Below are 24,331 nucleotides of genomic sequence, written 5' to 3'. Positions count from 1 at the left end.
CCCGCGGGTGACAGCAGAACCCCGCATACCCCGTGGCCCCGGGCGCGGTCTGCCCCGCGACGTGGAACCCCGCCTCCTGCGCGCCTTCCTGACCGTCTCCGAAGAGCTGCACTTCACGCGGGCCGCCGCCCGGCTGTACGTCGCCCAGCAGGCGCTGAGCCGTGATGTGCGGCGTCTGGAGCGGGAGTTGGGGGCCGAGCTGTTCGTGCGGACGACACGGCAGGTCACGCTGACCGCCGAGGGGGAGCGGCTGCTGCCGTACGCGCGGCGCGTCATCGAGGCGCAGGAGGACCTGACGGCGGCCTTCGCGCGCGGCACGGGGGCCGGCGGCGCGGCCCGCCCGCTGCTCGTGGACCTGAACAGCCCGGGTCTCATCTCCGGGCGCGTCCTGGAGCGGGCCCGCGAGATCGCCCCGGACTGCGAGCTGATGGCCCGCTTCGAGAGCGGGCTCACCGGGGCAGCGGCCGAGATCATCGCGGGGCGGCTCGACGTCTCCTTCGGGCGTTACGCCGGGCTCGAACCCGCGCTGCGGGCGCGGCTCTCGCAGCAGCCCGTGCGGTACGATCCGATGGCTGTGCTGCTGCCGCTCGGCCACCCCTTGGCTGATTTCGACGCGGTGCCGCTCGGCGCGCTCGCGGGGGAGAGCGTGTACGCGGGGGCCGGAAACCCCCGGACGCTGGAGTGGACCGACCTGGCGCATCGCCTTTTCGAGGGACGCGGGATCGAGGTGGCGGCGCCCGCGCCCCTGGCCGTGGGCCCCGAGGAGTTCGGACGGATCATGGCCAAGAACCGCACCCCCGTCCTCACCGTGGTGGACTTTCCGGCCATGCCCGAGTCCGTCCTGCGGCCCTTGACCGACCCCGTACCGCTGTCGCCCGTGTCCCTGGTGTGGCGGAAGGGGCTCGCGCACCCGGGTGTCGACGCGCTGCGCGCGGCGGCGGCCGAGCTCGCCGCCGCCGAGGGGTGGCTGCGAAGGCCCGAAGGCGGGTGGGTTCCGGCCACAGATGCACTCATCATGATGAGCCCGGACCGGCGGATTAGTACGACTGACACCGCCGTGCGCTACATTCATGGTCCGGGCGCGGTGTGATAGGGGGGCGCTCGGATCGGGTGGGGGCCCGGTCCGACGGCAAGTGTCCGGAGTCGTGCGCGCCCGAGTCAGGTTATGTGGGGGGTTGTGCGTACGCATGGAGAATTGGCGAGAAGATGCCCTACCGGAACACACCCATGATCCGAACGAGGTCACCGTTCAGATCGACGGGGTGGGCCGGCAGCTGTCGGAGCTTGCGGCCGAGAGCGATCAGGACGGGCCAGACGGGCCGGTTTTCGTCGACGAGACGGGCCGCCGCAGCCGGAGGTACCGCCGGATAGGCGTGTTCATCGGCATGGCCTGCGCCGTCTACGCGGTGATCATCGTGGCCACCCTGTTCTCGGGCAACTCCAGCGCGCCCTGGCTCCCGATCGACCCCAAGGACGAGAAGCCGGCGAGCAAGGTGGACACACCCGACCGCCCGGCCGACTCCCTCGACCCCTCGGCCTCACCCGGCGACACCCCGTCGCCCGGCGCGTCGGAGAGCGGCAGCACCGCTCCCGCGACCGGCGACGAGGATGCGGACGACCCGTCCGCGCCGGACGACGGCAAGACCAAGCCGGGCGACACACCCGACCCCGACCCCACGGGTGACGGCAAGCCCGACCCCGACCCCACGGGCGACGGCGGGGACCCCGACCCGACCGACGACCCCACGAAGCCGGACCCGGACCCGGATCCGACCGACGACCCCACCACGCCGGACCCGGACCCGTCGACCGAGACCCCGCCCGGCGCGTCCGGAGGCGGCGGCGAAGTCCCCGCGGTGCAGCAAGCCGCCGATCAGCAGTCCCCGCAGAGCGCCCAGGCGATCGGTCACCTGTCCCCGCGAGGCGCCGGCCAGCAGCCCTCGGAGGGCGCACAGCTATGAACACCCGCACCAAGAGGGGCCGGTCAGCCGGCTCCCGGCACAGTCACGCCCAACCCCGGAACGCTCGCGCCGCCCAGCCCCGCGGCGGCGGTGGCGGCGGCCGACGCCGCGCACAGCCCACCCGCACCGCCAAGCGGCGCAGGATCCCGCTCCGCTACCTCCTGCCGCTGCTCCTCCTGGTCGCCCTGATGGCGATGCTCATGCTGCGCGGCTACACCCACAGCGAGATCCTCGCCGACCACCGCGTGCGCCCGCCCGCGGCCACCGACCAGGTCCCGAAGAAGGTCCTCGAGGACGGCGGCCCGGTCATCGACACCCGTGGCGGCCACGAGGAGACGCTGAGCGTCCCCCGCCACCGGCTCGTGCTGACCTTCGACGACGGCCCGGACCCGGAGTGGACCCCCAAGGTCCTCGACGTACTGAAGAAGCACGACGCGCACGGCGTCTTCTTCGTCACCGGCACGATGGCCTCGCGCTACCCCGACCTCGTCGAGCGCATGGTGGACGAGGGCCACGAGGTCGGCCTGCACACGTTCAACCACCCCGACCTGTCGTACCAGTCCACGAGCCGCATCGACTGGGAGCTCTCGCAGAACCAGCTCGCCCTCGCGGGCGCGGCCGGCGTCCGTACGTCCCTCTTCCGCCCCCCGTACTCCTCCTTCTCCGACGCCATGGACAACGAGTCCTGGCCGGTGACGAAGTACATAGGCAGCCGCGGCTACCTCACCGTCGTCAACAACACCGACAGCGAGGACTGGAAGCGCCCCGGCGTCGCCGAGATCATCCGCCGTGCCACGCCCAAGAACGGAGACGGCGCCATCGTCCTGATGCACGACTCCGGAGGCGACCGCTCGCAGACGGTGGCCGCGCTCGACACCTTCCTGCCCGATCTGCAGGACAAGGGCTACCGGTTCACCAACCTCACCGAGGCCCTGGACGCCCCCAGCGCGCACGCGCCGGTCAGCGGCCTCGACCTGTGGAAGGGCAAGGCCTGGGTCTTCCTGGTCGGAGCCTCGGAGAAGATCACCGGCGTACTCGTCGTGGCCCTGGCCATCATCGGGTCCCTGGTCATGCTCCGCTTCGGCATGATGCTGCTGCTCTCCGCGGTGCACGCGCGCAAGGTGCGCAAGAAGGGCTTCCGCTGGGGCCCGGACATCACCGAACCGGTATCCGTCCTCGTCCCCGCCTACAACGAGGCCAAGTGCATCGAGGCGACGGTCCGTTCCCTCATGACGAGCGACCATCCCATCGAGATCATCGTCATCGACGACGGCTCGTCGGACGGCACCGCGCTGATCGTCGAGGGCCTGCGCCTGCCGAACGTACGCGTCGTACGCCAGCAGAACGCGGGCAAACCTGCCGCCCTCAACCGCGGCATAGCCAACGCCCGTTACGACCTCATCGTGATGATGGACGGCGACACGGTCTTCGAGCAGTCGACCGTGCGCGAGCTGGTGCAGCCGTTCGGCGACCCGCGCGTGGGCGCCGTCGCGGGCAACGCGAAGGTCGGCAACAGGGACTCGCTGATCGGCGCCTGGCAGCACATCGAGTACGTGATGGGCTTCAACCTCGACCGCCGGATGTACGACATGCTCGGCTGCATGCCGACCATCCCCGGCGCCGTCGGAGCCTTCCGGCGCTCGGCACTTGAGCGGGTCGGCGGCATGAGCGACGACACGCTCGCCGAGGACACCGACATCACGATGGCGATGCACCGCGACGGCTGGCGGGTCGTGTACGCCGAGAAGGCGCGCGCGTGGACCGAGGCGCCGGAGACGGTGCAGCAGCTGTGGTCGCAGCGCTACCGCTGGTCATACGGCACGATGCAGGCGATCTGGAAGCACCGCCGCTCGGTGATCGAGTCCGGCCCGTCGGGTCGCTTCGGCCGCGTGGGCATGCCACTGGTGTCGTTGTTCATGGTCCTGGCCCCCCTCCTGGCGCCCCTGATCGACGTGTTCCTGCTCTACGGCCTGGTCTTCGGCCCCACCCAGAAGACGATCATCGCGTGGCTCGGCGTGCTCGCCGTCCAGGCGGTGTGCGCCGCCTACGCCTTCCGGCTCGACCGCGAGCGCATGACCCATCTGATCTCGCTGCCCCTGCAGCAGATCCTCTACCGGCAGCTGATGTACGTCGTGCTGCTGCAGTCCTGGATCACCGCCCTGACCGGAGGCCGTCTGCGCTGGCAGAAGCTCCGGCGCACGGGAGTCCTTGGAACTCCGCCCTCGATTCCGCAGCAGCGGACGGGCAGCCCTGATCGGAGGCCCGTCGCATGACGTATCCCCAGCAGCCCACGCAACCGCTGCCGCAGGCGCCGCCGCCGCCGGGGCTGAGGAATCATGCGCCGATGGCTCCGGGTATGGGGGCTCCGGGGGTGGGGGTGACGCCGGTGGGTCCTGCCGCTTCAGGGGCGATTCCCACCGCCTCCAAGAAGCCGGGCAGGGACCGCTACTTCGACGTACTGCGCTCGCTCGCCCTGGTCCGTGTCGTCATCTACCACCTGTTCGGCTGGGCCTGGCTGACGATCCTCTTCCCGTCCATGGGCGTGATGTTCGCGCTGGCGGGCGCGCTGATGGCACGCTCACTGAAGCGTCCGGCATGGGGCGTGATCAGAGGCCGAATACGCCGACTCCTCCCACCCATGTGGGCATTCAGCGCGGTGGCACTGTTCCTCCTCTTCTACGGAGGCTGGAACGTCACCAAGGACCCGGACCACGGGGACACGTGGGGCCTGGTCAGCATGCTCAACTACGTGTTCCCGATCGGCGCCCCGCCCTTCCCCTGGCACATCGGGGACAAGGCGGGCCTCCTGGAGGACACCTGGCCGGCGCAGGCCGCGGGCCCGCTCTGGTACATCCGGGCGTACTTGTGGTTCGTGATCGCGTCGCCGCTCCTGCTCTGGGCGTTCCGCAGGGTTCCGTGGGCCACGCTGTTCGCGCCCCTCGCCCTGACGGCGGTGCTGGCCACGGAGATCGTCAAGATCCCGGGCGAGACGGGCAACGCGGTGTCGGACTTCACGGTGTACGGCAGCTGCTGGGTCCTCGGCATGGCCCACCAGGAGGGCGTACTCGCCCGGGTCCCGCGCTACGTGGCGGTGTCCGTCTCGACGCTGATCATGGCGTTCGGCCTGTGGTGGGCGTCGGGCCATCTGGGCCCGGACGGCTGGGACCTGAACGACATCCCGCTGGCCCAGGCGGCGTGGTCCTTCGGCTTCGTCGTCATCCTGTTCCAGTACTCGCCGTCGTGGCAGGAGCTGCCGGGCCGCCTGAAGAGCTGGGACAAACTCATCACCCTCTCCAACAACCGAGCGGTGACGATCTACCTCTGGCACAACCTCCTGATCATGGCCACGGTCCCGCTCATCGACATGGCGTACGACCTGCCGTTCATGCAGGACGAGCGCTGGAGCTCGGCGCTGGACTCGACGTACATGCTGTGGATGACGGTCCTGGTCTGGCCACTGATCGGCCTGATGGTGATGGCGGTGGGCTGGCTCGAGGACATCGCGGCAAAACGGAGCCCCAGGCTTTGGCCCAACGGGGCGAAGGCGCGCCGCTCGGCCGCGCCTTCGCGGGGCGGTTCGGGTTCGCACCGGGGCTGAGGCTCAAGCTCCTCGGCTGCGCGCTGTGTGCAGAGGGCCGACCACCAGGACGTCTGGTGGTCGGCCCTCTGCGTTATGGCCGGCGGTCAGTAGCCGACGGTGAAGCGGGTGCGGTGGTGCTTGGGGCGTTCGGCCTCGTCCAGGAGCGCCACCGCCAGGTCCTCCATGGAGATGGACGAGTTGCCCTCGGCGTCGACGATCAGTTCGTCGGCGCCGAGCCGGTAGGCGCCGGTGCGGACGCCCGGCTCCAGCAGGGCCGAGGGGCTCACGTACGTCCAGTCGACCTCGGTGTCGGCGGTGCGGACGGCGTCGAACTGCCCGTTCGAGGCCTCGGCGATGTGCCGCCAGGCGGTGGGGACGAAGACGGGGTCGTCGATGGCGAGGACGCCGTCGCTGCCGGGCACGGTGAGACTCCCCGCCCCACCGACGATCAACAGCCGTACACCGCCTCCGGCGCGGGCGAGGCCGTCCAGCAACGCCCTGCTGATGGCGGCGTGTTCGCTCTCCCGCCCGGGGGCGGGTCTGGTGGCGTTCACCACGAGGTCCTGCCCGGCGCTCAACTCGGTCACGTGCTCGGGGACTCCGGCGTCACCGGCGCGGTGGGTGGCGGCGGGGTGCAGTTCGCCGAAGCGGGCGGGGTCACGGACGACGGCGGTGACTTCGTGGCCGCGGGAGAGGGCTTCGGTGACGACGCGGCTGCCGACGTTTCCGGCTGCTCCGAAGACGGTGATGCGCATGGGGTCTGCTCCTTGGGTTGCGGGTGCTGGCGGGTGCTGGCGGGTGGTGGTGGGCGCTTGCGGGGCGTGATGCGGATTACGGGTGTGGTGCTACTTGGCCGGGCCGCGGCGGATGCCCTGCCCGACCAGGACGCTGGCCACGACGAGTACGAGCCCGCCGACCTGCCAGAGGGTGAGGGTCTGACCCAGGAGGAGCAGCCCGGCGAGGGTGGCGACGACAGGGTTGGTGAGTCCGAGGAACGACACGGACGAGGCGGGCAGCCGCTCGATGCCGCGGAACCACAGGGCATAGGCGATGGCGGTGCCGATGATGCCGAGGTAGGCGTATCCGGCGAGGTTGGCGCCGGTGAAGTGGTCCGGGAGGCCTTCGAAGGTGAGGGCGATGGGCGCCAGCACGAGCCCACCGGCGGTGAGTTGCCATCCGGTGAGGGCGAGCAGGGAGACACCTTCGGGCCGTCCCCAGCGCTTGCTGAGTACGACGGCGAGGGCCATCAGCGTGGTGGCGGCCAGCATGGCCACGATCCCCGCGAGGTCTACGGAGGCGCTGCCGCGCAGGACGAGAAGCGCGACGCCGACGACCCCCACGAGCCCGGCGATCAACGTACGACGCGTGGGCCGCACCTTCAGAACGCCGACCCCGAAGCCGGCGACGAGCAGCGGCATGACGGCGCTGACGGTCGAGGCGACGCCACCGGGAAGGTGGTAGGCACCGAAGAACAGCAGAGGGAAGAAGGCCCCGAAGTTGAGCAGCCCAAGTACGCCCGCCTTCCACCACCAGTCACCGCTGGGCAGCCGCCGGGTGAGGGCGAGCAGGATGAGCCCGGCGGGCAGCGCGCGCAGGGCCGCGGCGAGCAAGGGGCGGTCCGGGGGCAGGAGTTCGGTGGTCGTGACGTAGGTGGTGCCCCAGGTGGCGGGGCCGATGGCGGCGAGGGCCGCGGCGGCGAATGCGCGGTTTCGCGGTGCTGAACGGGGGCGGTCCTGGCGGTCCTGGCCGGTAGGACGGTGCACGCGGCGAGCGCCACCGCCTGCGCCTGCCGTGCCTGCCGAGCCTGCGGTGTCGGCCGTGTCTGCCATGCGTGCCGTGCCTGCCTGCGGGCTGCTGATGGACATGGTGTGCTCCCCCTCGGATCCCCTGAACGCTGTTATTCTCAACGTTGAGATAAATATGAACCCTGGGTCCGTGAACGTCAAGTATCTGAACATTGAGATATCTGACGGGGGTGGGCCTGCCGAGAGAGGAGCGCGGGCATGACTGACCCTGAGGTGGCGCCGACGGCGGCGGCTGTTGCGGAGGGGGACGCCGACGCCATCGACGAGCTGCGCGCCCAGTGGCACCGCGAGCGCCCGGACATGGATGCGGCGGGCCTGGACGCGATGGCCCTGGTGGGCCGCATCACGCGTGCGCACCACCTGCTGAACAAGGGAATGAAGCCGATCTTCGCCGAACACGGCCTGGAATTCGCGGAGTTCGACGTCCTCGCCACGCTGCGGAGGGTCGGCGCCCCGCACGAACTGACGGCGGGCGGCCTCATCAAGACGGCCATGGTGACGTCCGGCGCGATCACCAACCGCCTCGACAAGCTGGAACGCAAGGGCTTCATCGAACGCCACCCCGACCCGTCCGACCGCCGCGCGATCCGCGTCCGCCTGACGGAGGCGGGCCGCGAGCTGGTCGACCGCGCGGTGGTGGACCACGTGGCGAACGAGGAGCGGATGCTGGGGTCTTTGCCGGAGGGTGACCGCCGGGCGCTGGACGGGGCGCTGCGGAGGTTGTTGGTTTCGTTGGGGGATACGCATTTGGGGTGAGCGCGGGGGGCGTGGTCGAGTCTGATGGGTCGGCCCGCTGGGTTGGCGGCACGCCTGCCCTGTCACGGGCTCGGCAACTTCGCGGATTCAAAGGGTGAAGAGGTCGAAGGGGCGCCATGCCCCATGCCTGTTGGTGAGTGTCGAGCTGCGCTGAGCGATCAATATGCGCCAACGGCAGTGTCGTACGGACGCTATGCCCGCCTATGTCCTGCCGGGCGCGAGACTCGACGTGACGTCGCCCTTCCCTCATGGATAGCTTGGTTCACTCCAGAGAACCCTCGTCTCACCAGGAGCTGACCGTGAATCGCCGACCCACCCTGCTCGCAGCGGCCACCCTCACTGCTGCGGCGGTCCTTTCGCTGACTGCTTGCGGAGGAGGAGACGGCGACTCCAAGGAGAACGACAAGATCGCGGGCGCCGAGTCCGGTGACAAGAAGAAGGAGACGCCGTCTCCGACGGCATCCGACGACGGGATCGACCGGCCGGAGATCAAGCTGCCGAAGGGCGTGAAGAACGTCTTCGAGGGTGGCGAGACGGGTGACGCGAAGAAGGATGCGGTGCTGGCGGATCACGAACGGATGCTCAACTCCGTAGACGAGGCCATCACTGTCGACGCCAAGGATCACCCTGCGTTGAAGTTCTACTCGAAGGGTGAAGGGCTCGTTAACTCAGCTTCGTACATCGAGTCGTTCTACAAAGCCGGTACCACCTGGACCGGCGTGACCCGGTACTACGACCGTGAGGTCACCTTCCTCAAGGGCGGCACGGCGGCGGTGACGTACTGCGGCGACGCGACGAAGGCGTACAGCAAGAATCGCAAGACCGGGGAGGTCAAGCGGCCGCCAGCCGATGCTGGTGATTACGTCTTCTACAACGACCGTATGGAGAAGAGCCCCCAGGGAGTGTGGCAGTCGACCGGCGGCGTCTCCGAGGAAGGTGCGAAGAGGTGCCAGCCGTGAGGCGAACCCCGCTGCGCACCTGGATGGTTTCGGGCTTGGCTCTGACCGCTGTGGCAACCACAACCGTCGCGTACGCGACCGGAAAGGACCCGGGTGCAGCCCGCAACAGCGTAAAGGGGGATGTGCAGAAGCAGAACCTCCAGGTTGAGACGAAGATTCAGACGACTGTCAACGGCGCTCAGGAAACCGCGAAGACGGGCTCCCTCACGCCCGCCAACAGCAACTGGGATCCACCGGCCTGCTGGTACGAGCCCGCTTATTCTCCGAAGCAGATCCAGGCCGCGGTCAAGGCGATGCGGCAGATGAAGGCATTTGGGATCGGCGATTTCGTGGGCGGTGCGTTCGACTCGTACTTCAAGGAGGGCCGCCCCTACAAGAACTACAACCTCGACAAGCAGGGCGACGGGCAGTTCTGGGCGGCGGCCATCAACGAAAAGCGCAAGGACGACCCGGAGGCCAACTCCTGCAAGAGGATGCCTTTCTGGGTACGCACGGGCGACACCCCCAAGGAACCGCTCGCAGTCTCGCCCAAGATCCTCGCCGAGTACGCCTACGACGAACTGCCCGTGCCCAGTACCGAGATCACGATGGCGCCCGAGGGAACGACGAAGGTCAATCTTCCGACCTGGGTCTGGCTGGACAAGGCGAAGTTCAAGAAGGTCTCCGTCACCGCGAGCATCCCGGGCTCGGGGCTTTCCGCGACGACGACCGCTGAACCCGTGTCCCTCTCGATCGACCCAGGGACAGAGGATGCCGAGACCTACCCCGCCTCTGGGGATTGCCCCATTGAGGACGGCAAGATCGGCAAGCCCCGCGCCAAGGGCACGCCCGCGGACACCTTGCCGCCATGCGGTGTGAATTACCTGCGATCCTCCGGCGACGACTCCTACAACCTCCAGGCAACCCTCACCTGGAAGATCAGCTGGACCAGCACCACCGGCGAGGGTGGAGACCTGCCCGCCGGCACGTTCGGGGCTGAGCAGGGCGTCGTCGTGCAGGAGATTCAAGCCGTCAACCGTTGAACGCCCAGGAGTGACGATGTCGAGAGACTCGAATCTGCAGGTCGACTATGACCTCCTGTTTAGGAGTGCCAAACAACTCGGGCAGATTCGAAACGAGTTCAACGGACTCGAAGGATGGAAGAAGGACATCAGGGCGCTCGTAGGAGACAGCCGCGTCCAAAGCGCCATGAGCGATTTTGTAGACAACTGGGATAAAAACCGCAAGCGGCTGGTTGACGAGGTTGAGGAGGTCGGGAAGATGGTCAAGGAGACCAGCAATGCCTTCAAGGACCTTGACGACAAGCTGTCCGAGGGCGGCAAGGGCAAAGGTAAGAAGTGAACGTCCCACCCGCGGGCGGGACATCGACGTTGACTCCGCGCTGGGGGAATCCGCATGGCAAGGCCCGCTGACTGGGCGCCGCTCACCGAAGCCGATCCTGTGCCCGGCGATCCCGAGGGGCTCCGCGGCGAGGTCGAGCACATGAAGGCAGTCGCCAAGAAGTTGCGCACGCAGGCCGCGGACATGGAAGCGATAGCGAACTCCGACGGACTCAAGGGCAAGTACGCGGACGAGTTGGGTGAGAAGGCACGCGGCCTGGGCCGGAAGCTGGACCTCGCCGAGGACCGCTACAGAGAGGTGAAGGGCCACCTCGGCGGCTGGGCGGACGACATGGAGAGCGCCCAGAAGAGAGCGGACCGGGCTCTGGACCAGGCGAAGGACGCGCAGCGGATCATCGACAACCACAAGCCGGACGGCACCGGCAAGGGCTCGGACAAGGATGCCGGCAAGGACGAGCCGGACGACGACCCGGCCGTCAAGCGTGCCAAGGCAGACCTTGAGGAAGCCCGGACGAAGCTGAACTCGGCCGTCACTTTCTACGATGAGCAGGCGGGCCACTACGCCGGGAAGATCCGGTCGTCGATCGACGACGACATGGAGGACAGCTGGTGGAACGATTTCAAGGCGTCGATAAGTGACGCGGACTGGCTGGGGACGCTCGCGGAGTGGCTGAGCCACGCCACCACCCTTCTCACATTTGCCGCGATCTTCTTCCCGGGCCTCGGTGTCATCGCGGGATTTCTCACCGGAATCGTCATGGCCATTCACCTCGTTCAGGCCCTGACAGGCAATGGCAGCTGGTTCGACGTGGTCACCGATATCGCGGCGTTCAAGATGGCGAGGAACGGCATCAAGGCGGCCAAGGCCGTCAAGGGGTTGCAGAAGGAAGGCCGCGGTCTCGCGAAGGACCTCGCGGAGCGGCAGGTGAAGCGGGAGGCGAGAAGGAACCGTGCAGCCGTCGGCCCGCGGGGTGGTGGCCAACTGGGTCGGCTGCGCAGAGTTGCGGACAACCAGCAGGGACGGGCGGCGGGTGCGAGGACACGCGACGAGCCCATGCCCGAGGTGACGCAGAAGGAGACGTACAAAGCCCTGGGTGACAAGCGCATGGCGGAGCAGGTGAAGGACATCAAGCGTATGAGCGACAGGTACCCGGACAGCCAGGGGCTGAGCGGCGCCGCCGCAGAGGCCGGACGTCAGAAGGGCATCGCCCAGTCCAACTGGGGGGCGAGCACCGCTCTCGACCTCGGCGGCCGAGCCGGGGATGCGTGGTCCAGTACCTATGTGAACGCAAAGGGAGACATGACCGCGCCGGGCGCGGGGATCGGGTCGCAATGGTGAGGTTCAAACCGGTGAAGCGGAAGGTCGGTCTGACCGAGAGCGCCCGTACCCGACAGGTGCGCCAGGCCCAGGAACGCGCCCGTGCCGTGGTGAGTCAACCACCTGGGCAGGCCACTAATCCGTCTCCTGGAGCGGAAGCTCACCAGGCAACCGATGCCTTCGGCTCCGGGGCACATGACGCATCGGGCCCGAGCGACGAGAAGCTCCTCAGGGGAGCAGCCCGAGCGCGCTTGGCGCTCCTTGCTGTCGCCCTCGTCATGCTTCTGTGGTACATCGTCGCGTTGAAGGGCTCTAAGACATGGGGCCCGGAACTTCCCGTGCCCACATGGGCGTTGGATGTCGCCGCACTGAGCCCTTTGGTGGTGCTGATCCGGTTCTGGAGACCGGAGGCCCGGGAGAGAAGCGACACGTTGGAGTTCGACCTGAAGGTCTTCAGCGGTCTCTACTTCTTCATGTCCGTCCTCGGGGCCGTCCTCGGAGGGTACTGGCAACTGTATCCGGCGATCGCGATCAGCGTCGGCGTACACGTGGGCATCTGGTACACGAACAGGCGGGTACGCAACCATGGGTGATCAAGTGGCTGCTCCGGCCTCTCCACCCACTGGCTACCGGCTCCTCCTGCCCGAGGACTGGGTACAGATCCCGCTCCGGCGGGGAGAGGAAGAGGACGTCGTACGTTCCATCGTCGCCGCGGCCTTCGCGCGCGTGCCTACTGACGTGCCGCGCGACAAGCTGACGCCGCTCCGGCTGGAGATGGAGCGCAGGCTGCGAGCAGCCGTCGCGGCGGCCCGCAAGGCGAAGGCGCTGGAGATGTATCTGCCGATGAGGCTGACGCGCGAGGTGAATCTCGGCGCGTCGATAACTGTCTCTGATGCACGTCTGCCCGTGCCCTCAGGGCCGGACGGTGGCTCCGGCGGGGAGCCCGCTCCTGCGGAGATCGCCGTTCAACTGCTCTCTGCAGGAGCGGGACCGAGCACTGCGGATACGGATCTGAGCAGCGGCGAGATCGACGGAGCTCTCGCGATTCGCCGGGAGCGCGTCGCGCCCGCTGACCCGGAGCATGGTGCGGAGCTAGCTACACGCAGGGTGGAGTACCTCGTATCCGTGCCAGGTGACCCGAGGAAGTGGCTGGTGGCCGCCTTTTCCACGATCGGAGCTGGGGACCCTCGCGATGACCTCGCCGAGGCCATGGTGGAGTGGTTCGACGCCTTGATGACTACCTTCCGATGGAGCTGGACCACATGACCGAGCCCCAGATCGAGCTGGAGCACGAATTCAGTCTCGACATCGACTTCGACACGAACCGGTGGCTGGAACTCCCGCCGCGCTGGGACACCGAGGACTGGCAGGACATCGGCTTCTGGGCGCGCGATCACTCCCAGTTGTTCTGGCGGTTCTACGGGCAGGACCCGGGGGAGTCCGGTGTCTCGTTCTTCGCGGACCAGCTGCAGCGTCTCGCGGAAGCCTTCTCGCCCGAGCCGTTCGATACACGGGTGGTGTTGCGTATCTGGGAGCCGACGATCATGCCTCTCCCGCTCTTCGCCATGGTCAAGCCGGCTGAAGGAGGCCGCGAGGAGACACTGCGAGCCCTCGTGGGGGCCGAGGACCCGGACGCCGTCGAGCCGCCCGTCATCGAGCCCTTCCATACGGAACAACTAGGCGATGGCCTAAGGGCGTTCCGCTATGTACGGCAGGACAATGCTCCCGAGCTACTCGCGGGGCTGCGCTACGCCTGGCGCGTCGACGACGTCGGTGCCGACGTGGTGTTGTGGACCGCCACGGAAGACACAGCGCAGGTCATCCAAGCCGCGGAGGACATTGAGGAGTTGGCGCACAAGGTGAGCGTGGGAGTGTGGGACCTTGAACCGCACGACGAAAGTTCAGCGGACACGACGCCGTGACGACCCGGCATTACGACCGTGAGGTCACGTTCCTCAAGGGTGGCGCCGCCGCGGTGACGTGCTGCGAGGACACCAGTAAGACGTACCCCAAGAATCGCAAGACCGGCGCGGTTGACAGGTCGTTCCCGGAGTCCGACCAGGACTAAACCTTCTACAACACCCGTCTGGAGAAGAACGAGGGCGGCATCTGGCAGACCACGAGCTTGTTGAGCGCAGTGGCGGCGAAACGGTGCATGCCGTGAGCTAGCGCAGGCTGAGTCCGCGGTTCGTTCCTCTGCGTTGGTTGCAGGAAAATCCCGGTGGGGTGGGGTGATTGGTGGCATGTCAGCGGGACTTTCCTGCAACCGGCAGGTGACTACTCCCCGCCCTCACCGACGGTGAGCGCTGGACCGGGGAACATGACGGCTGCGGCTGCGGCTGCGGCTGTGAGCAGAGCCAAGGTCCCGCCGGTGGCGCAGCGGGCGCGTGTCACTGGCCGCACCCTCCCTTGTCCGTCTCCACGGTTGAGGTCTGCCATACACCCTTGGTGTTCTTGTCCAGCCGCGTGCGATACTGGACCTTCGGGTCGTCGCCATCCGGTGTGCCTGCGACCTTGTCCGTCTTAAGGTTCTTTGTGTAGCCCTTGGCCTCGTCAACACAGTAGAAGAGGACGCCGAAGCCCTCGTTGCTCACATGCACCTGGGGGTCAGAGACGCGGATGCTTCCCTTGAGGGTGAGATCCTTGTACGTCTTGACCCAGGCGGGGGCGGACTTGAGGGTTGCGCCCGAGCTGTAGAACCTCAGCGCGCTGTCCTGCGGATCGCCCGCGATGATGGCGGCGTATCCGGCGCGCAGCCGGTCTTTCCCATCGTCCAGAATGGTCTGCAGCTTGGGATCGCTGTTCGTCCAGCCGACGAAGTCGACTTGGAAGGACTTGGGCAGCTTGATCTCCGGCCGCTTGGCCCCGTCCGGCTTCGCCGACGCGCTGGCGGGGGCCGAAGTGTCCTTGCCTCCGCCTCCGGCCCCCTTGATCTTGTCGGACGAGCCATCGTCGTTGGTGCCGGACCCGCATCCGGTCAACAAGAGCGCGGCGCTTGCGGTGATCGCGACCGCAACGGGCAGGAAACGGCGGTTCACTTCTGACTCCAGTTGGGGTGATGGGGTCTCACGGCAACTGACGATACCCAAGATGCAAATGCTTTCATGCGAACGGTCCGCCCTGCCTTGCGGGGCATTTAGTTGGTTGACATCGCATGCAGCGCAGGTCTGCAGGCTGCGCAAGTACTGTCAAATTGCGCATTTTTGGGCAAATATGGGCGTAATGATAGGAAAGCGCGCCAAGTGAGGGTGGGCAGGCTAGAGGAAGGCCGTGTTCATCCCGGATCCATCACGCGAAGCCCACTGTGCGCGTCCTGCCAGTCCGGCTGGATTCCGCCCCGGGGCCAGGTTGAGAGGTCGTTGTCAACGGATACGGGCCTGGAGCTGGTCGACAGGGCGGTGTCCGCTGGTGAGTTCGGCGGGGATCAGCAAGTCGTGGTGGAGGAGATCCAGTCCATCAACCGGTGAGTTCGCTCCTCGCGGGGAGGTGGCAGGCGGTTCCGGTTGCAAGAAAATCCCGGTGGCGCGCCGATTTGGTGGCGTGTTGCCGGGATTTTTCTGCAACCGGCTAGCGCGGGGTGGCTTTGAGGGTGCGTATTAGGGCGTGGAGGCGGTCCGGGGTCGTCGTGAGGGTGATGTCTGGGTCGTCGCTTTCACGGAGGTGGATTGTGTTGTCCGGGGCAGCGGCTATGTAGACGCAGTTGGATCCGTCGGGGCTGTAGGTCGACTTCTGCCAGTCGGAGGTGTGCACTGCGGTCCCTTCTCAGATGCTTCGCATGATGCGTTGGATGAAGTCGCGCGACTTCTGCGGCTTGAGCGCGCAGGCCTCCATGCGGTCCAGCACGGTGCGGTACTTTTCCAACTGGGCCTCGGCATCCAGGAATTCGCAACCGTGGTGGGTGTCCAGCTGAACGGTGTCGAGCTGCGGGACGGGGCCGCGAACGTAGTCGAAGGACTGACCGTTACCAGGGAAGCTGGGCGTGGTGAAGGGGATCACGCGGACGGTGACATTGTCCCGCTCGCTCAGTTCGAGGATGTGGGCGAGCTGGCTGCGCGCCGTGGCCGAACCGCCGTACTGCATGCGCAGGGCCGCTTCGTGTACGAGTGCCGAATAGGGGAGAGGGTCGGAGCGGTGAAGCAACGCCTGCCGCTTGATCCTGAAGGACAACCAGTGTTCGAGCTCGTACGGCCTCAAGGCCGGGACGGCCTCGCCGAGCATGGCGCGAGCGTGGTCTGTCGTCTGCAGGAGCGCCGGAATGTGCAGGGTCAGCGCCACTTGGAGCTGGGTGGCGTGGTGCTCGAGTTCCGCCAGGTCGATGAGGTCGGGGCGTAGGTACTCGCGGTACTCCTCCCACCAGCCGCGAGTCCGCCTTCCTGTCATGGCGGCGAGCGCGTCCACCAGCGAGTCGTCGGTGCACGTATAGGCGCGCGCCGTTGCGCGGACGCGGTCGGCGCTGATCGGGCTGCGGCCCGTCTCGATCATGCTGACGCGAGCTTGGTTGACGCCGAGGTGTGCGGCGGCCTGGGTCGCGGTGAGACCTGCTCGTTCACGGAGCTTGCGCAGTTCGGCGCCCAGTCTCCGCTGGCGCAGAGTTGGCGTGTTGGTGGGCGGCAAAGCGCCTCCTTTCGGGACGCGTTGGGCTGCCGCGTCCCTCACACGAGTGAAGGGTCGATGTATCTCAAGCGATAGGTGAGAAGTATCTAACTCTCTGCTCTACGGTAGTTCATGAACCGCTCAACTCGCGGCGCCGCTAAGGCGAAAGAGCACCACGACCCGTGGCACTGCCACCGCACGACGGATCTGCGAGCGAGTCGAACCCCCTCTCTGGGAGGCCTCATGGTCACCGTAGCCCCACCCCAAGGCTGGTCCTACGCCCTTCATCTGCCGCGGGATCCAAGAGCGTCCCGCGTTGCCCGTATGACCTTGCGGGCCGCGTTGACCGGGCACGGAGTGGGTGAACTTCTCGATGTTGCTGAGCTGTTGACGTCCGAGATGGTTACCAATTCCTACCGGCATACCGAAGGGCCCTCCTCGCTGCGGCTGCGGTCCGTGCGGGCGGGGCGGCTTCGGGTCGAGGTGTGGGACAGCAACTCCCACATCCCCGCTCCCTTCGACAAGCCACCCGGGGCGTTCGGAGCCCCGCCCGCGCCGCCCGCGCCGGCCGACTCCGACAGTGGGCGTGGGCTCTTCCTCGTACGGCAGTGCGCGGACGCGTGGGGTGGGTGGCCGCTCGGGGATCAGCTCTTCGGCAGTGGGGGGAAGTTGTTGTGGTTCGAGGTGGGGGGAGGGAGTAACTCTTAGAAGGTGAGGCTGTGTTTTGCGATCAGCGCCATCGTCGCTTCCATGTCCGTCGAACAGCCGTAGAGCTCCGCCTTCTGGTGCATGGCCTCCGGGCTCAGCTCCTCGGTCAGGCGGTCCAGCCACCGGAACAGTTCCTCCAGGCCTCCCGGCGAGATGATCTCGAGCAAGCGAGCCGGCGTTTCACCCGCGTTCCAGAACGTGTGCCACTCGTCGCGCGGCTTGAAGACGAGATCACCGGGCCCGGCCACGGCCTCCTCGTCACCGAACCTCGCGCCGACCGATCCTTCGAGGATGAAGCTGAACTCGTCCTCGCGGGTGTGCTTGTGCACCGGGGCGGCGAGAACCTTCGGCGGCAGACGGTGCTCGACGAGCGCGAAGCGGCCACCCTGATCATGGCTGTCGATCAGGAAGCGGTCTCCGCACGCCTGCTGCGGCTCGTACAGTTGGCCGTCCTGTGGCCCCAATATTCGATGGGGGTGGTGATGGTGCTGGGGCACTGGGCTCACCGCCCTACTTCAGGACTCGACCGTTCGCCTATATCCGACGATACGCGCGTGGACTGCCTCGTTCCAGGCGTCTCGGCCGTCCCAGCCGTTGCGAGCCTCGCAGGCGGGGCTTGTGTCTCGGATGCCGCGTGGTGGATGTTGGGGGTGGGCGGGGGCAGGGGGTCTCCGCTGGGCTCTGTGAAGAGCTGGACAGCGAGGGGATCCGAACCCATATGACCCAGCCTCCCGGCCAGCCACCGCAGAACGGACCGCAGGACGGATCGCAGGACGGATCGCAGTACGGGCCGCAGGGCGAGCCGCAGCACGGGTTGCAGAACGGATCGCAGTACGGGCCGCAGGGTGGATTCGGGCCCCCGCAGCAGCCCCAGCCGCCGGTGCCGGGTGCGCCCGCCGGTCCCTATGACGCCCCGCCGCCCCAGCCCCCGCAGTCTCCGTACGGCTACCCCCAGGCAGGCGGCGGTCCCTACGGCCAGCCCCAGCCAGGTCCCTACGGCCAACCGCCCCAAAGTCCCTACGGGCACCAGTCCTTCGGTCAGCCCGACCCCCAGTACGCCGGTTATCCGCCGCCCCCTCCGCCCGGCGGCAGCGCGGGCAAGAGCAAGATCGCCCTCATCGTCGGTTCCGTCGTCGTCATCGCCGCCCTCATAGGCGGCGGCATCTTCCTCGCCACCAGCGGTGACGGCGACGACGACCAGAAGCCGAAGGCCGACAAGAGCGTGGCGTCCGGCCCCTCAGCCTCCGAAGAGGGCTCCTCGGAGGCGTCTGAAGAGCCTTCCGAAGAGCCCTCGGACGAGCCCACCACCGAGGACCCCCTCGATGAGCCGACCGACGCGACCCGGCCCGCCGGTGACACCGGCTACCAGGGGCAGTGGCAGGACGAGGACGCCAAGACCCTCACCGTCGGCGCCAAGTTGGCCTCGGGGGAGGGCAAGGGCAAGCACTCGGTCTCGTACATCGACGCAGGGGGCGACGGGCTCTGCATGGGGCTCGGGCAGGAGCAGGGCGACAGCGGCTTCCGTATCGCCCTCAAGTGCGGCACCGGCGACGACGAGAAGTACATCTCGGCCAGCCTCACCCAGGCCAACGACGAAGTGACCGTCAAGTGGGACAAGGGCGGCGGCACGGACGTACTCCCGTGGGTGAACAAGACCTGACCTGCGGCCGGGCTCGGCCTGACCGGAGCCACCCCCGAGCCGCTCAGACGCCCCTCCGTCAAACCCCCCTCCGTCAAGCCCCCCTCCGCCAAACCCCCTCACCGCCCGCCCCACCCCCACGTGAGAGCGAAGTTCCCCGCCGGTCACCGCGTGCCACAGGGCTGAAACCCGGCCTCCCTACCTTCGGATCATCAGCCGCCGGCTGTGGAGATGCGGAGGTCTGGCATGTGGATCCAACGGTGGGACCCGGAAGACGAGAAATTCTGGGAGGAGGAAGGGGAGCGGGTCGCCCGGCGGAACCTGGTGTTCTCGATCCTCTCGGAGCACATCGGGTTCTCCATCTGGACCCTGTGGTCCGTGATGGTGCTCTTCATGGGGCCCGAGTACGGGATCGATCCCGCCGGGAAGTTCTTCCTGGTGTCGATGGCCACCCTCGTCGGGGCCGTCGCCCGCGTCCCGTACACCTTCGCCGTCGCCCGCTTCGGCGGACGTAACTGGACGATCATCTCCGCGAGCATGCTGCTCGTGCCGACCGTCGCGGCCTTCTCCGTGATGGAGCCCGGCACCTCCTACACCACCTTCATGCTCTGCGCCCTGCTCACCGGCGTCGGCGGCGGCAACTTCGCCTCCTCCATGACCAATATCAATTCCTTCTTTCCCTTGAGGAAGAAGGGGTGGGCGCTCGGGCTGAACGCAGGGGGCGGCAACATCGGCGTGCCCGTCGTGCAGCTCGCCGGGCTCGCGGTCATCGGGGCCGGGGGTGGGCCGCGTGTGCTTCTCGGGATCTATATCCCGCTCATCTTCGTCTCCGCCGTCTGCGCCGCCCTCTTCATGGACAACCTCGCCACCGTGAAGAACGACACCGGGGCCGCGAAGGAAGCCGTACGGGACGCCCATACGTGGATCATGGCTTTCTTGTACGTGGGGACCTTCGGGTCCTTCATCGGGTACAGCTTCGCCTTCGGGCTCGTCCTGCAGACCCAGTTCGGCCGTACGCCGCTGCAGGCCGCCGCGGTCACCTTCATCGGGCCGCTGCTCGGCTCGCTGATCCGGCCCGTCGGCGGGCGGCTCGCCGACCGGTTCGGCGGGGCCCGCATCACGCTGTGGAACTTCGTCGGGATGGGCGCGGCCACCGGTGTCGTGGTCATCGCCTCCATGCGGGAGTCGCTCGCCCTCTTCGTCGCCGCCTTTGTCGTTCTCTTCGTGCTGACGGGGCTCGGGAACGGGTCGACCTACAAGATGATCCCGGGGATCTTCCAGGCCAAGGCCCTGCAGAAGGGGCTTCAGGGGGAGGCGGCCGCGGCTTACGGGCGGCGGCTCTCCGGGGCTTCCATGGGGCTCATCGGCGCTGTCGGGGCGCTCGGCGGGCTCGGCATCAATCTCGCCTTCCGGCAGTCCTTCCAGACCGTGGGGTCGGGGACCGGTGCCTTCGTCGCCTTCCTCGTCTTCTACGCGGCGTGCTTCTGCGTCACGTGGGCCGTATACCTTCGCCGCCCGGCGGCCGCCCCGGATGCCGGGCAGAACCAGGACGCCGAGGAGAAGCCCCAGCTCACGTACGCGCAGGTCTGACTCAGGGGTGGTCGTAGCCTGGTGTAACACGTACGACATCGTGATGATCCGGGGTTGTCACGGGCCGTTGACAGGCTCGTTCAACCCCGGATCATCCATCACGCGGTACTAGCGGGACGAAAGCAGCTGCCATGCACGGGACCCCTCCGACCGGTCAACAGGCCGGTCGTCAGAACGCCCCACTCGCCGGATTCACCGTCGGCGTCACCGCCGCGAGGCGCGCCGACGAGCTCGGCGCGCTGCTCCAGCGGCGCGGCGCCACCGTCCTGCACGCGCCCGCCCTGCGCATCGTCCCGCTCGCCGACGACAGCGAGCTGCTCTCCGCCACCAAGCAGCTGATCGACCACGCGCCCGACATCGTGATCGCCACCACCGCGATCGGGTTCCGTGGGTGGGTCGAGGCCGCCGACGGCTGGGGCTTCGGCGAGGCGCTGCTGCGATGCCTGCGGGGCGTCGAGCTGCTGGCCCGCGGGCCCAAGGTCAAAGGCGCCATCCGTGCCGCCGGGCTCACCGAGCACTGGTCGCCCTCGTCCGAGTCCATGGCGGAGGTGCTCGACCGGCTGCTCGACGAAGGCGTCGAAGGCAAGCGCATCGCGCTTCAGCTGCACGGCGAACCGCTGCCCGGCTTCGTCGAGTCGCTGCGCGCCGGGGGAGCGGAGGTCGTCGGCGTGCCCGTCTACCGGTGGCTGCCGCCGGAGGACCTCGCGCCCGTCGACCGGCTCCTCGACGCCACGGTCGCGCGCTCCGTCGACGCGCTGACCTTCACCAGCGCGCCCGCCGCCGCGTCCTTCCTGGCCCGCGCCGAGGACCGGGGCATGTCCGCCGAGCTCTTCGAGGCCCTCCAGCACGATGTCCTGTCCGCCTGCGTGGGCCCGGTCACGGCACTGCCGCTGCAGGCCCTCGGCGTCGAGACGGTGCAGCCCGAACGCTTCCGGCTCGGACCCCTCGTGCAGGTCCTCTGCCAGGAACTGCCGTCCCGAGCCCGTACGTTGCCCGTCGCGGGCCACCGCGTCGAGATCCGCGGTCACGCCGTCCTGGTCGACGACGAGCTGCGGCCCGTGCCGCCCGCCGGCATGTCGCTGCTTCGGACGCTCGCGCGGCGACCGGGGTGGGTCGTCTCCCGCGCCGAACTCCTGCGCGCGCTGCCCGGCACGGGGCGCGACGAGCACGCCGTGGAGACCGCGATGGCCAGGCTGCGTACGGCACTTGGGGCGCCGAAGCTCGTCCAGACGGTGGTCAAGCGTGGTTACCGGCTCGCGCTCGATCCGGCCGCCGGGGCCAAGTACGCCGACTGACGGGCCCTGTTGTCCCGCCCCCACAGCACCAACGCCCGTGCGAGCAGGCCGATCGCGACCGTGGAGAACACGGCCCGCACGGCGTTCCAGGCCAGCCACGGGTCCTCGAACTCCTCGCGTACGGCGGCCGGATCGGCGATCTTCGCCGGGTCGCCCGCGTCCGCGAGCTGTTCGTTCAGCGGCACGTTCACGACCGACGTGATCGCGAAGGCCACCAGGTAGAGCACGAGCGCCCCCAGGACCCACCGGTACGAGCCCGTGCCGCGCAGCTGCCACGCGGAGACCGCCGTGAAGATCAGCGCGCCGACGAAGCTCGCGAAGAAGACCGGGTTGTTGAACGCGTCGTTCGTGTTCTGCATGACCTCGATGAAGACACGGTCCTCGCTGCGGGCGAGGCCGGGCATGACACCGCAGGAGAAGATATAGAAGGTTCCGGCGATCAGGCCCATGGTCACGACGGCCGCCCCGAGGACGGCCCCGGCGGAGCCGCCCCTCCGACCCTGGCCCTGCTCCTGTCCCCGGCTTTTCGTCTCACGTTTGGCTTCCATGGGACCAAGTCAACCGGCCGGACGGACGCCGGACCATGGTCTCGAAGCGCGCCCCCATAAGCGCGCGTCTCATCCGCGCCCGGTGGCAGGGGTTCCGCACCCGCCCGCGGCGAGGCACTGTAGGGGAAGCACTCACCGGTAACCCCACAAGGCGGTGACAGGCGCATGGCACTGGGCATGGACCCGGCCACCTACGAGCTGCGATTCGACTCCGGGCGGAGCTGTCTGGACCTCGTGGCGACGAACCACCCCGTGGAACGGCTCGACTCCGTGGACCGGCTGCGTGCCTGGCTCGCGGGCGCCAGGCTCATCCCGGATCGCACCGCCCTGCCGGGGGCGGGCCCGGCCTGGCTCGTGGGCTTCCGTGAACTGCGGCAGAGCGTCGGCCAGTTGGTGCTCGCGGAACTCGAAGGGAGCCCCGCCGAAGCCGCGTTGGGCAGGGTCAACGGCCTCGCCGCGGCAGCACCCCCGGCCCCGCGCGCGGTGCGGCGCCCCGACGGCAGCCTCGCCCGCACCCTGGACGGTGACCCCGGCTGCGCGGCCCTGCTCGCCGCCGTCGCCCGGGATGCCGTCGACCTGCTCACCGACCCCGTCGCGCGCGCCCTGCTGCGCCAGTGCGAGGGCGACAACTGCCCCATCGTGTACCTGGACACCTCACGCGGGAGGCGCCGCCGCTGGTGCTCGAGTGAGGTGTGCGGCAACCGTGAACGGGTGGCAAGACACCGGCGGCGGGCGGCGCTCGCGCGGGCCTGATCGAATTTCTTCCGGGGCGGCTGAACACAGCCGTTGCCGCGTACGTACATCTCCGGTGAGCCAGCCAAGACGAAGAGCGGACACCGGAGGCAGACGTGCGCAAGGATTCCGCCGTGGCCGATGAGCGCCCGCAGGCACGCCCGCACCGACATCGCCTGGTCCCGCAACGCAACGGACCCGACGAGGAGTTGATGCGCGCCCTCTACCGCGAGCACGCGGGCCCCCTTCTGGCCTATGTGCTCCGCCTGGTGGCGGGCGACCGGCAGCGCGCCGAAGATGTCGTACAGGAAACGCTCATCCGTGCCTGGAAGAACGCCGGTCAGCTCAATCGTGCGACCGGTTCGGTACGCCCCTGGCTGGTGACGGTCGCCCGGCGCATCGTCATCGACGGTCACCGCAGCCGGCAGGCCCGGCCGCAGGAGGTCGATCCGTCGCCGCTGGAGGTCATCCCCGCGGAGGACGAGATCGATAAGGCGCTGTGGCTGATGACTCTCTCGGACGCGCTCGACGACCTGACTCCCGCGCACCGGGAAGTACTTGTCGAAACTTATTTCAAGGGGCGTACGGTCAATGAGGCGGCCGAGACTCTGGGTATACCGAGTGGGACGGTGCGCTCGCGGGTCTTCTACGCGCTGCGTTCGATGAAGCTTGCGCTTGAGGAGCGGGGGGTGACGGCATGAACGAGTCCTACGGACATGACGCGTGGGGGCAGGCTGAAGCGGGCGACGTGCACGAGACCGTCGGCGCCTACGCACTCGGCATCCTGGACGACGCGGAGGCGACGGCCTTCGAGGCACATCTGGCGGTCTGCGAGTTCTGCGCGCACCAGCTGGAGGAGTTCTCCGGCATGGAGCCGATGCTGGCCGCGCTCGCGGACCTCCCCGGCGGACGCGGCGTACCGGCGATCGGCGAGCAGCTGGCCGCCAGGCCGAGCCCGCGCCTCGCGGACCGCCTCGTGGACGAGGTCTCCGTGAAGCGTCAGCAGAAGCGCAGGCGCGGCATGTATCTGGTGGCCGCCGCGGCCGCGCTGATCGTCGGGGGGCCGCTCACGATCCTCGCGGTGAGCGATGACGGCGGGACGAGCGAGGTGGCGGGCGAACCGCACCCCACGAGCCCCGCCGAGGACGCCTTCTTCAACCACATGGACGACAAGATCAAGGCCACGGACCCGACGACCAAGGTCAGCGCCACGGTAGGCACGGAGAAGAAGGCCTGGGGCACGCACGCGGTCCTGGAGCTGAAGAACGTCAAGGGCCCGCTCAAGTGCTCCCTGGTCGCGGTCGGCAAGGACGGCGAGAAGGAGACGGTGACCACCTGGTCCGTCCCGAAGTGGGGTTACGGCATCGAGGACAGCCCCAACAAATGGGCGCGCAGCCCCCTGTACGTCCACGGGGGCGCCGCGATGGACCGGAACGACATCGACCACTTCGAGGTGACCACCTTCGACGGCGACCGCCTGGTGGAGGTCGACGCGTAGGAGAAGTGC

At 68.2% G+C, this 24,331-nt stretch carries 27 protein-coding genes; 20 read left to right on the top strand and 7 right to left on the bottom strand.

Translation table 11 applies throughout. The features are described 5' to 3' along the window. The first annotated feature begins 49 nt into the window (after positions 1 to 49). The 4 genes from ACZ5U5_RS10835 to ACZ5U5_RS10820 all read left to right on the top strand — a co-directional run bounded on the left by ACZ5U5_RS10835 (position 50) and on the right by ACZ5U5_RS10820 (position 5,559). Positions 50 to 1,090: a LysR family transcriptional regulator gene (locus tag ACZ5U5_RS10835; RefSeq protein ID WP_469019428.1), complete on the top strand. Its 1,041-nt coding sequence runs from the start codon at positions 50 to 52 to the stop codon at positions 1,088 to 1,090. 97 nt (positions 1,091 to 1,187) lie between these two features. Beyond that, positions 1,188 to 1,961, top strand: coding sequence for a hypothetical protein (locus tag ACZ5U5_RS10830; protein ID WP_469019130.1), 774 nt, complete (start codon positions 1,188 to 1,190; stop codon positions 1,959 to 1,961). A 188-nt stretch (positions 1,962 to 2,149) separates the two neighbouring features. After that, the gene (locus ACZ5U5_RS10825; protein WP_469019426.1) at positions 2,150 to 4,234 is read left to right on the top strand and encodes a polysaccharide deacetylase family protein; all 2,085 of its coding nucleotides are present in this window, start codon (positions 2,150 to 2,152) and stop codon (positions 4,232 to 4,234) included. 71 nt (positions 4,235 to 4,305) lie between these two features. Then, positions 4,306 to 5,559, top strand: coding sequence for an acyltransferase family protein (locus tag ACZ5U5_RS10820; protein WP_469019128.1), 1,254 nt, complete (start codon positions 4,306 to 4,308; stop codon positions 5,557 to 5,559). Positions 5,560 to 5,645: 86 nt separating this feature from the next. On the opposite strand, the gene ACZ5U5_RS10815 is transcribed toward ACZ5U5_RS10820, so the two are convergent. Together ACZ5U5_RS10815 and ACZ5U5_RS10810 are read right to left on the bottom strand one after the other, a co-directional pair. Then, positions 5,646 to 6,296, bottom strand: coding sequence for an NAD(P)-dependent oxidoreductase (locus ACZ5U5_RS10815; RefSeq protein WP_469019126.1), 651 nt, complete (start codon positions 6,294 to 6,296; stop codon positions 5,646 to 5,648). A gap of 90 nt (positions 6,297 to 6,386) precedes the next feature. Next, positions 6,387 to 7,406 carry an EamA family transporter gene (locus ACZ5U5_RS10810; protein WP_469019125.1) on the bottom strand — a complete coding sequence of 340 codons (1,020 nt, stop codon included), beginning with the start codon at positions 7,404 to 7,406 and terminating at the stop codon, positions 6,387 to 6,389. A 138-nt stretch (positions 7,407 to 7,544) separates the two neighbouring features. Between ACZ5U5_RS10810 and ACZ5U5_RS10805 the strand changes: the two genes are divergently transcribed. From ACZ5U5_RS10805 to ACZ5U5_RS10765, 9 genes are all read left to right on the top strand, one after another. Next, positions 7,545 to 8,102, top strand: a complete 558-nt coding sequence (locus ACZ5U5_RS10805; RefSeq protein WP_469019122.1) for a MarR family winged helix-turn-helix transcriptional regulator — start codon at positions 7,545 to 7,547, stop codon at positions 8,100 to 8,102. 299 nt (positions 8,103 to 8,401) lie between these two features. Beyond that, on the top strand, positions 8,402 to 9,061 hold the full coding sequence (locus tag ACZ5U5_RS10800; RefSeq protein WP_469019119.1) for a hypothetical protein: 660 nt from the start codon (positions 8,402 to 8,404) through the stop codon (positions 9,059 to 9,061). Between the two features lie 122 nt (positions 9,062 to 9,183). Next, positions 9,184 to 10,083 (top strand): hypothetical protein, encoded by a 900-nt coding sequence (locus ACZ5U5_RS10795; RefSeq protein ID WP_469019117.1) that lies wholly within the window; start codon positions 9,184 to 9,186, stop codon positions 10,081 to 10,083. Between the two features lie 16 nt (positions 10,084 to 10,099). Then, complete coding sequence (locus ACZ5U5_RS10790; protein WP_469019114.1) at positions 10,100 to 10,402, top strand: hypothetical protein; 303 nt, start codon at positions 10,100 to 10,102, stop codon at positions 10,400 to 10,402. Between the two features lie 54 nt (positions 10,403 to 10,456). After that, positions 10,457 to 11,740: a putative T7SS-secreted protein gene (locus tag ACZ5U5_RS10785; RefSeq protein ID WP_469019112.1), complete on the top strand. Its 1,284-nt coding sequence runs from the start codon at positions 10,457 to 10,459 to the stop codon at positions 11,738 to 11,740. A 230-nt stretch (positions 11,741 to 11,970) separates the two neighbouring features. Next, a complete protein-coding gene (locus ACZ5U5_RS10780; protein WP_469019109.1) occupies positions 11,971 to 12,312 on the top strand; it encodes a hypothetical protein in 342 nt (113 codons plus the stop codon). After that, on the top strand, positions 12,305 to 12,985 hold the full coding sequence (locus tag ACZ5U5_RS10775) for a hypothetical protein (protein ID WP_469019107.1): 681 nt from the start codon (positions 12,305 to 12,307) through the stop codon (positions 12,983 to 12,985). The genes ACZ5U5_RS10780 and ACZ5U5_RS10775 overlap by 8 nt, the downstream gene beginning before the upstream one ends. Then, positions 12,982 to 13,641 (top strand): hypothetical protein, encoded by a 660-nt coding sequence (locus tag ACZ5U5_RS10770; RefSeq protein ID WP_469019104.1) that lies wholly within the window; start codon positions 12,982 to 12,984, stop codon positions 13,639 to 13,641. The genes ACZ5U5_RS10775 and ACZ5U5_RS10770 overlap by 4 nt, the downstream gene beginning before the upstream one ends. Next, positions 13,638 to 13,787 carry a hypothetical protein gene (locus ACZ5U5_RS10765; RefSeq protein ID WP_469019102.1) on the top strand — a complete coding sequence of 50 codons (150 nt, stop codon included), beginning with the start codon at positions 13,638 to 13,640 and terminating at the stop codon, positions 13,785 to 13,787. Before ACZ5U5_RS10770 ends, ACZ5U5_RS10765 begins: the two co-directional genes overlap by 4 nt. A gap of 322 nt (positions 13,788 to 14,109) precedes the next feature. Here ACZ5U5_RS10765 and ACZ5U5_RS10760 read toward each other — a convergent pair whose 3' ends face one another. The 3 genes from ACZ5U5_RS10760 to ACZ5U5_RS10750 form a co-directional block, all read right to left on the bottom strand. Continuing rightward, entirely contained in the window at positions 14,110 to 14,757 is a 648-nt protein-coding gene (locus tag ACZ5U5_RS10760) for a hypothetical protein (RefSeq protein WP_469019099.1), read from the bottom strand. Positions 14,758 to 15,286: 529 nt separating this feature from the next. After that, complete coding sequence (locus ACZ5U5_RS10755; protein WP_469019097.1) at positions 15,287 to 15,469, bottom strand: DUF397 domain-containing protein; 183 nt, start codon at positions 15,467 to 15,469, stop codon at positions 15,287 to 15,289. A gap of 12 nt (positions 15,470 to 15,481) precedes the next feature. After that, positions 15,482 to 16,333 (bottom strand): helix-turn-helix domain-containing protein, encoded by an 852-nt coding sequence (locus ACZ5U5_RS10750; RefSeq protein ID WP_469019094.1) that lies wholly within the window; start codon positions 16,331 to 16,333, stop codon positions 15,482 to 15,484. Positions 16,334 to 16,444: 111 nt separating this feature from the next. On the opposite strand from ACZ5U5_RS10750, the gene ACZ5U5_RS10745 reads away from it, so the two are divergent. Next, complete coding sequence (locus ACZ5U5_RS10745) at positions 16,445 to 17,020, top strand: ATP-binding protein (RefSeq protein ID WP_469019091.1); 576 nt, start codon at positions 16,445 to 16,447, stop codon at positions 17,018 to 17,020. On the opposite strand, the gene ACZ5U5_RS10740 is transcribed toward ACZ5U5_RS10745, so the two are convergent. Further along, entirely contained in the window at positions 17,017 to 17,526 is a 510-nt protein-coding gene (locus tag ACZ5U5_RS10740) for a cupin domain-containing protein (RefSeq protein WP_469019088.1), read from the bottom strand. The genes ACZ5U5_RS10745 and ACZ5U5_RS10740 overlap by 4 nt on opposite strands. A 212-nt stretch (positions 17,527 to 17,738) precedes the next feature. Between ACZ5U5_RS10740 and ACZ5U5_RS10735 the strand changes: the two genes are divergently transcribed. The 3 genes from ACZ5U5_RS10735 (at position 17,739) to ACZ5U5_RS10725 (ending at position 21,544) form a co-directional block, all read left to right on the top strand. Then, a complete protein-coding gene (locus ACZ5U5_RS10735) occupies positions 17,739 to 18,680 on the top strand; it encodes a hypothetical protein (RefSeq protein ID WP_469019085.1) in 942 nt (313 codons plus the stop codon). A 210-nt stretch (positions 18,681 to 18,890) separates the two neighbouring features. After that, entirely contained in the window at positions 18,891 to 20,249 is a 1,359-nt protein-coding gene (locus tag ACZ5U5_RS10730; protein WP_469019082.1) for a nitrate/nitrite transporter, read from the top strand. Positions 20,250 to 20,380: 131 nt separating this feature from the next. Continuing rightward, positions 20,381 to 21,544, top strand: a complete 1,164-nt coding sequence (locus ACZ5U5_RS10725; protein WP_469019079.1) for a uroporphyrinogen-III synthase — start codon at positions 20,381 to 20,383, stop codon at positions 21,542 to 21,544. Here the strand turns inward: ACZ5U5_RS10725 and ACZ5U5_RS10720 are convergent. Then, complete coding sequence (locus ACZ5U5_RS10720; RefSeq protein WP_469019423.1) at positions 21,496 to 21,993, bottom strand: anthrone oxygenase family protein; 498 nt, start codon at positions 21,991 to 21,993, stop codon at positions 21,496 to 21,498. The two genes, ACZ5U5_RS10725 and ACZ5U5_RS10720, sit on opposite strands and share 49 nt — an antisense overlap. A gap of 264 nt (positions 21,994 to 22,257) precedes the next feature. Between ACZ5U5_RS10720 and ACZ5U5_RS10715 the strand changes: the two genes are divergently transcribed. From ACZ5U5_RS10715 to ACZ5U5_RS10705, 3 genes are all read left to right on the top strand, one after another. Continuing rightward, positions 22,258 to 22,845 (top strand): CGNR zinc finger domain-containing protein, encoded by a 588-nt coding sequence (locus ACZ5U5_RS10715; RefSeq protein WP_469019076.1) that lies wholly within the window; start codon positions 22,258 to 22,260, stop codon positions 22,843 to 22,845. Positions 22,846 to 22,940: 95 nt separating this feature from the next. Next, on the top strand, positions 22,941 to 23,525 hold the full coding sequence (locus tag ACZ5U5_RS10710; protein WP_363313407.1) for a sigma-70 family RNA polymerase sigma factor: 585 nt from the start codon (positions 22,941 to 22,943) through the stop codon (positions 23,523 to 23,525). Next, positions 23,522 to 24,322, top strand: coding sequence for a zf-HC2 domain-containing protein (locus tag ACZ5U5_RS10705; protein ID WP_469019072.1), 801 nt, complete (start codon positions 23,522 to 23,524; stop codon positions 24,320 to 24,322). The genes ACZ5U5_RS10710 and ACZ5U5_RS10705 overlap by 4 nt, the downstream gene beginning before the upstream one ends. The last annotated feature ends 9 nt before the right edge of the window (positions 24,323 to 24,331 follow it).

The organism is Streptomyces sp. NPDC033177, assembly GCF_055577715.1.
This window is presented reverse-complemented; position numbering and strand designations above follow the sequence as displayed.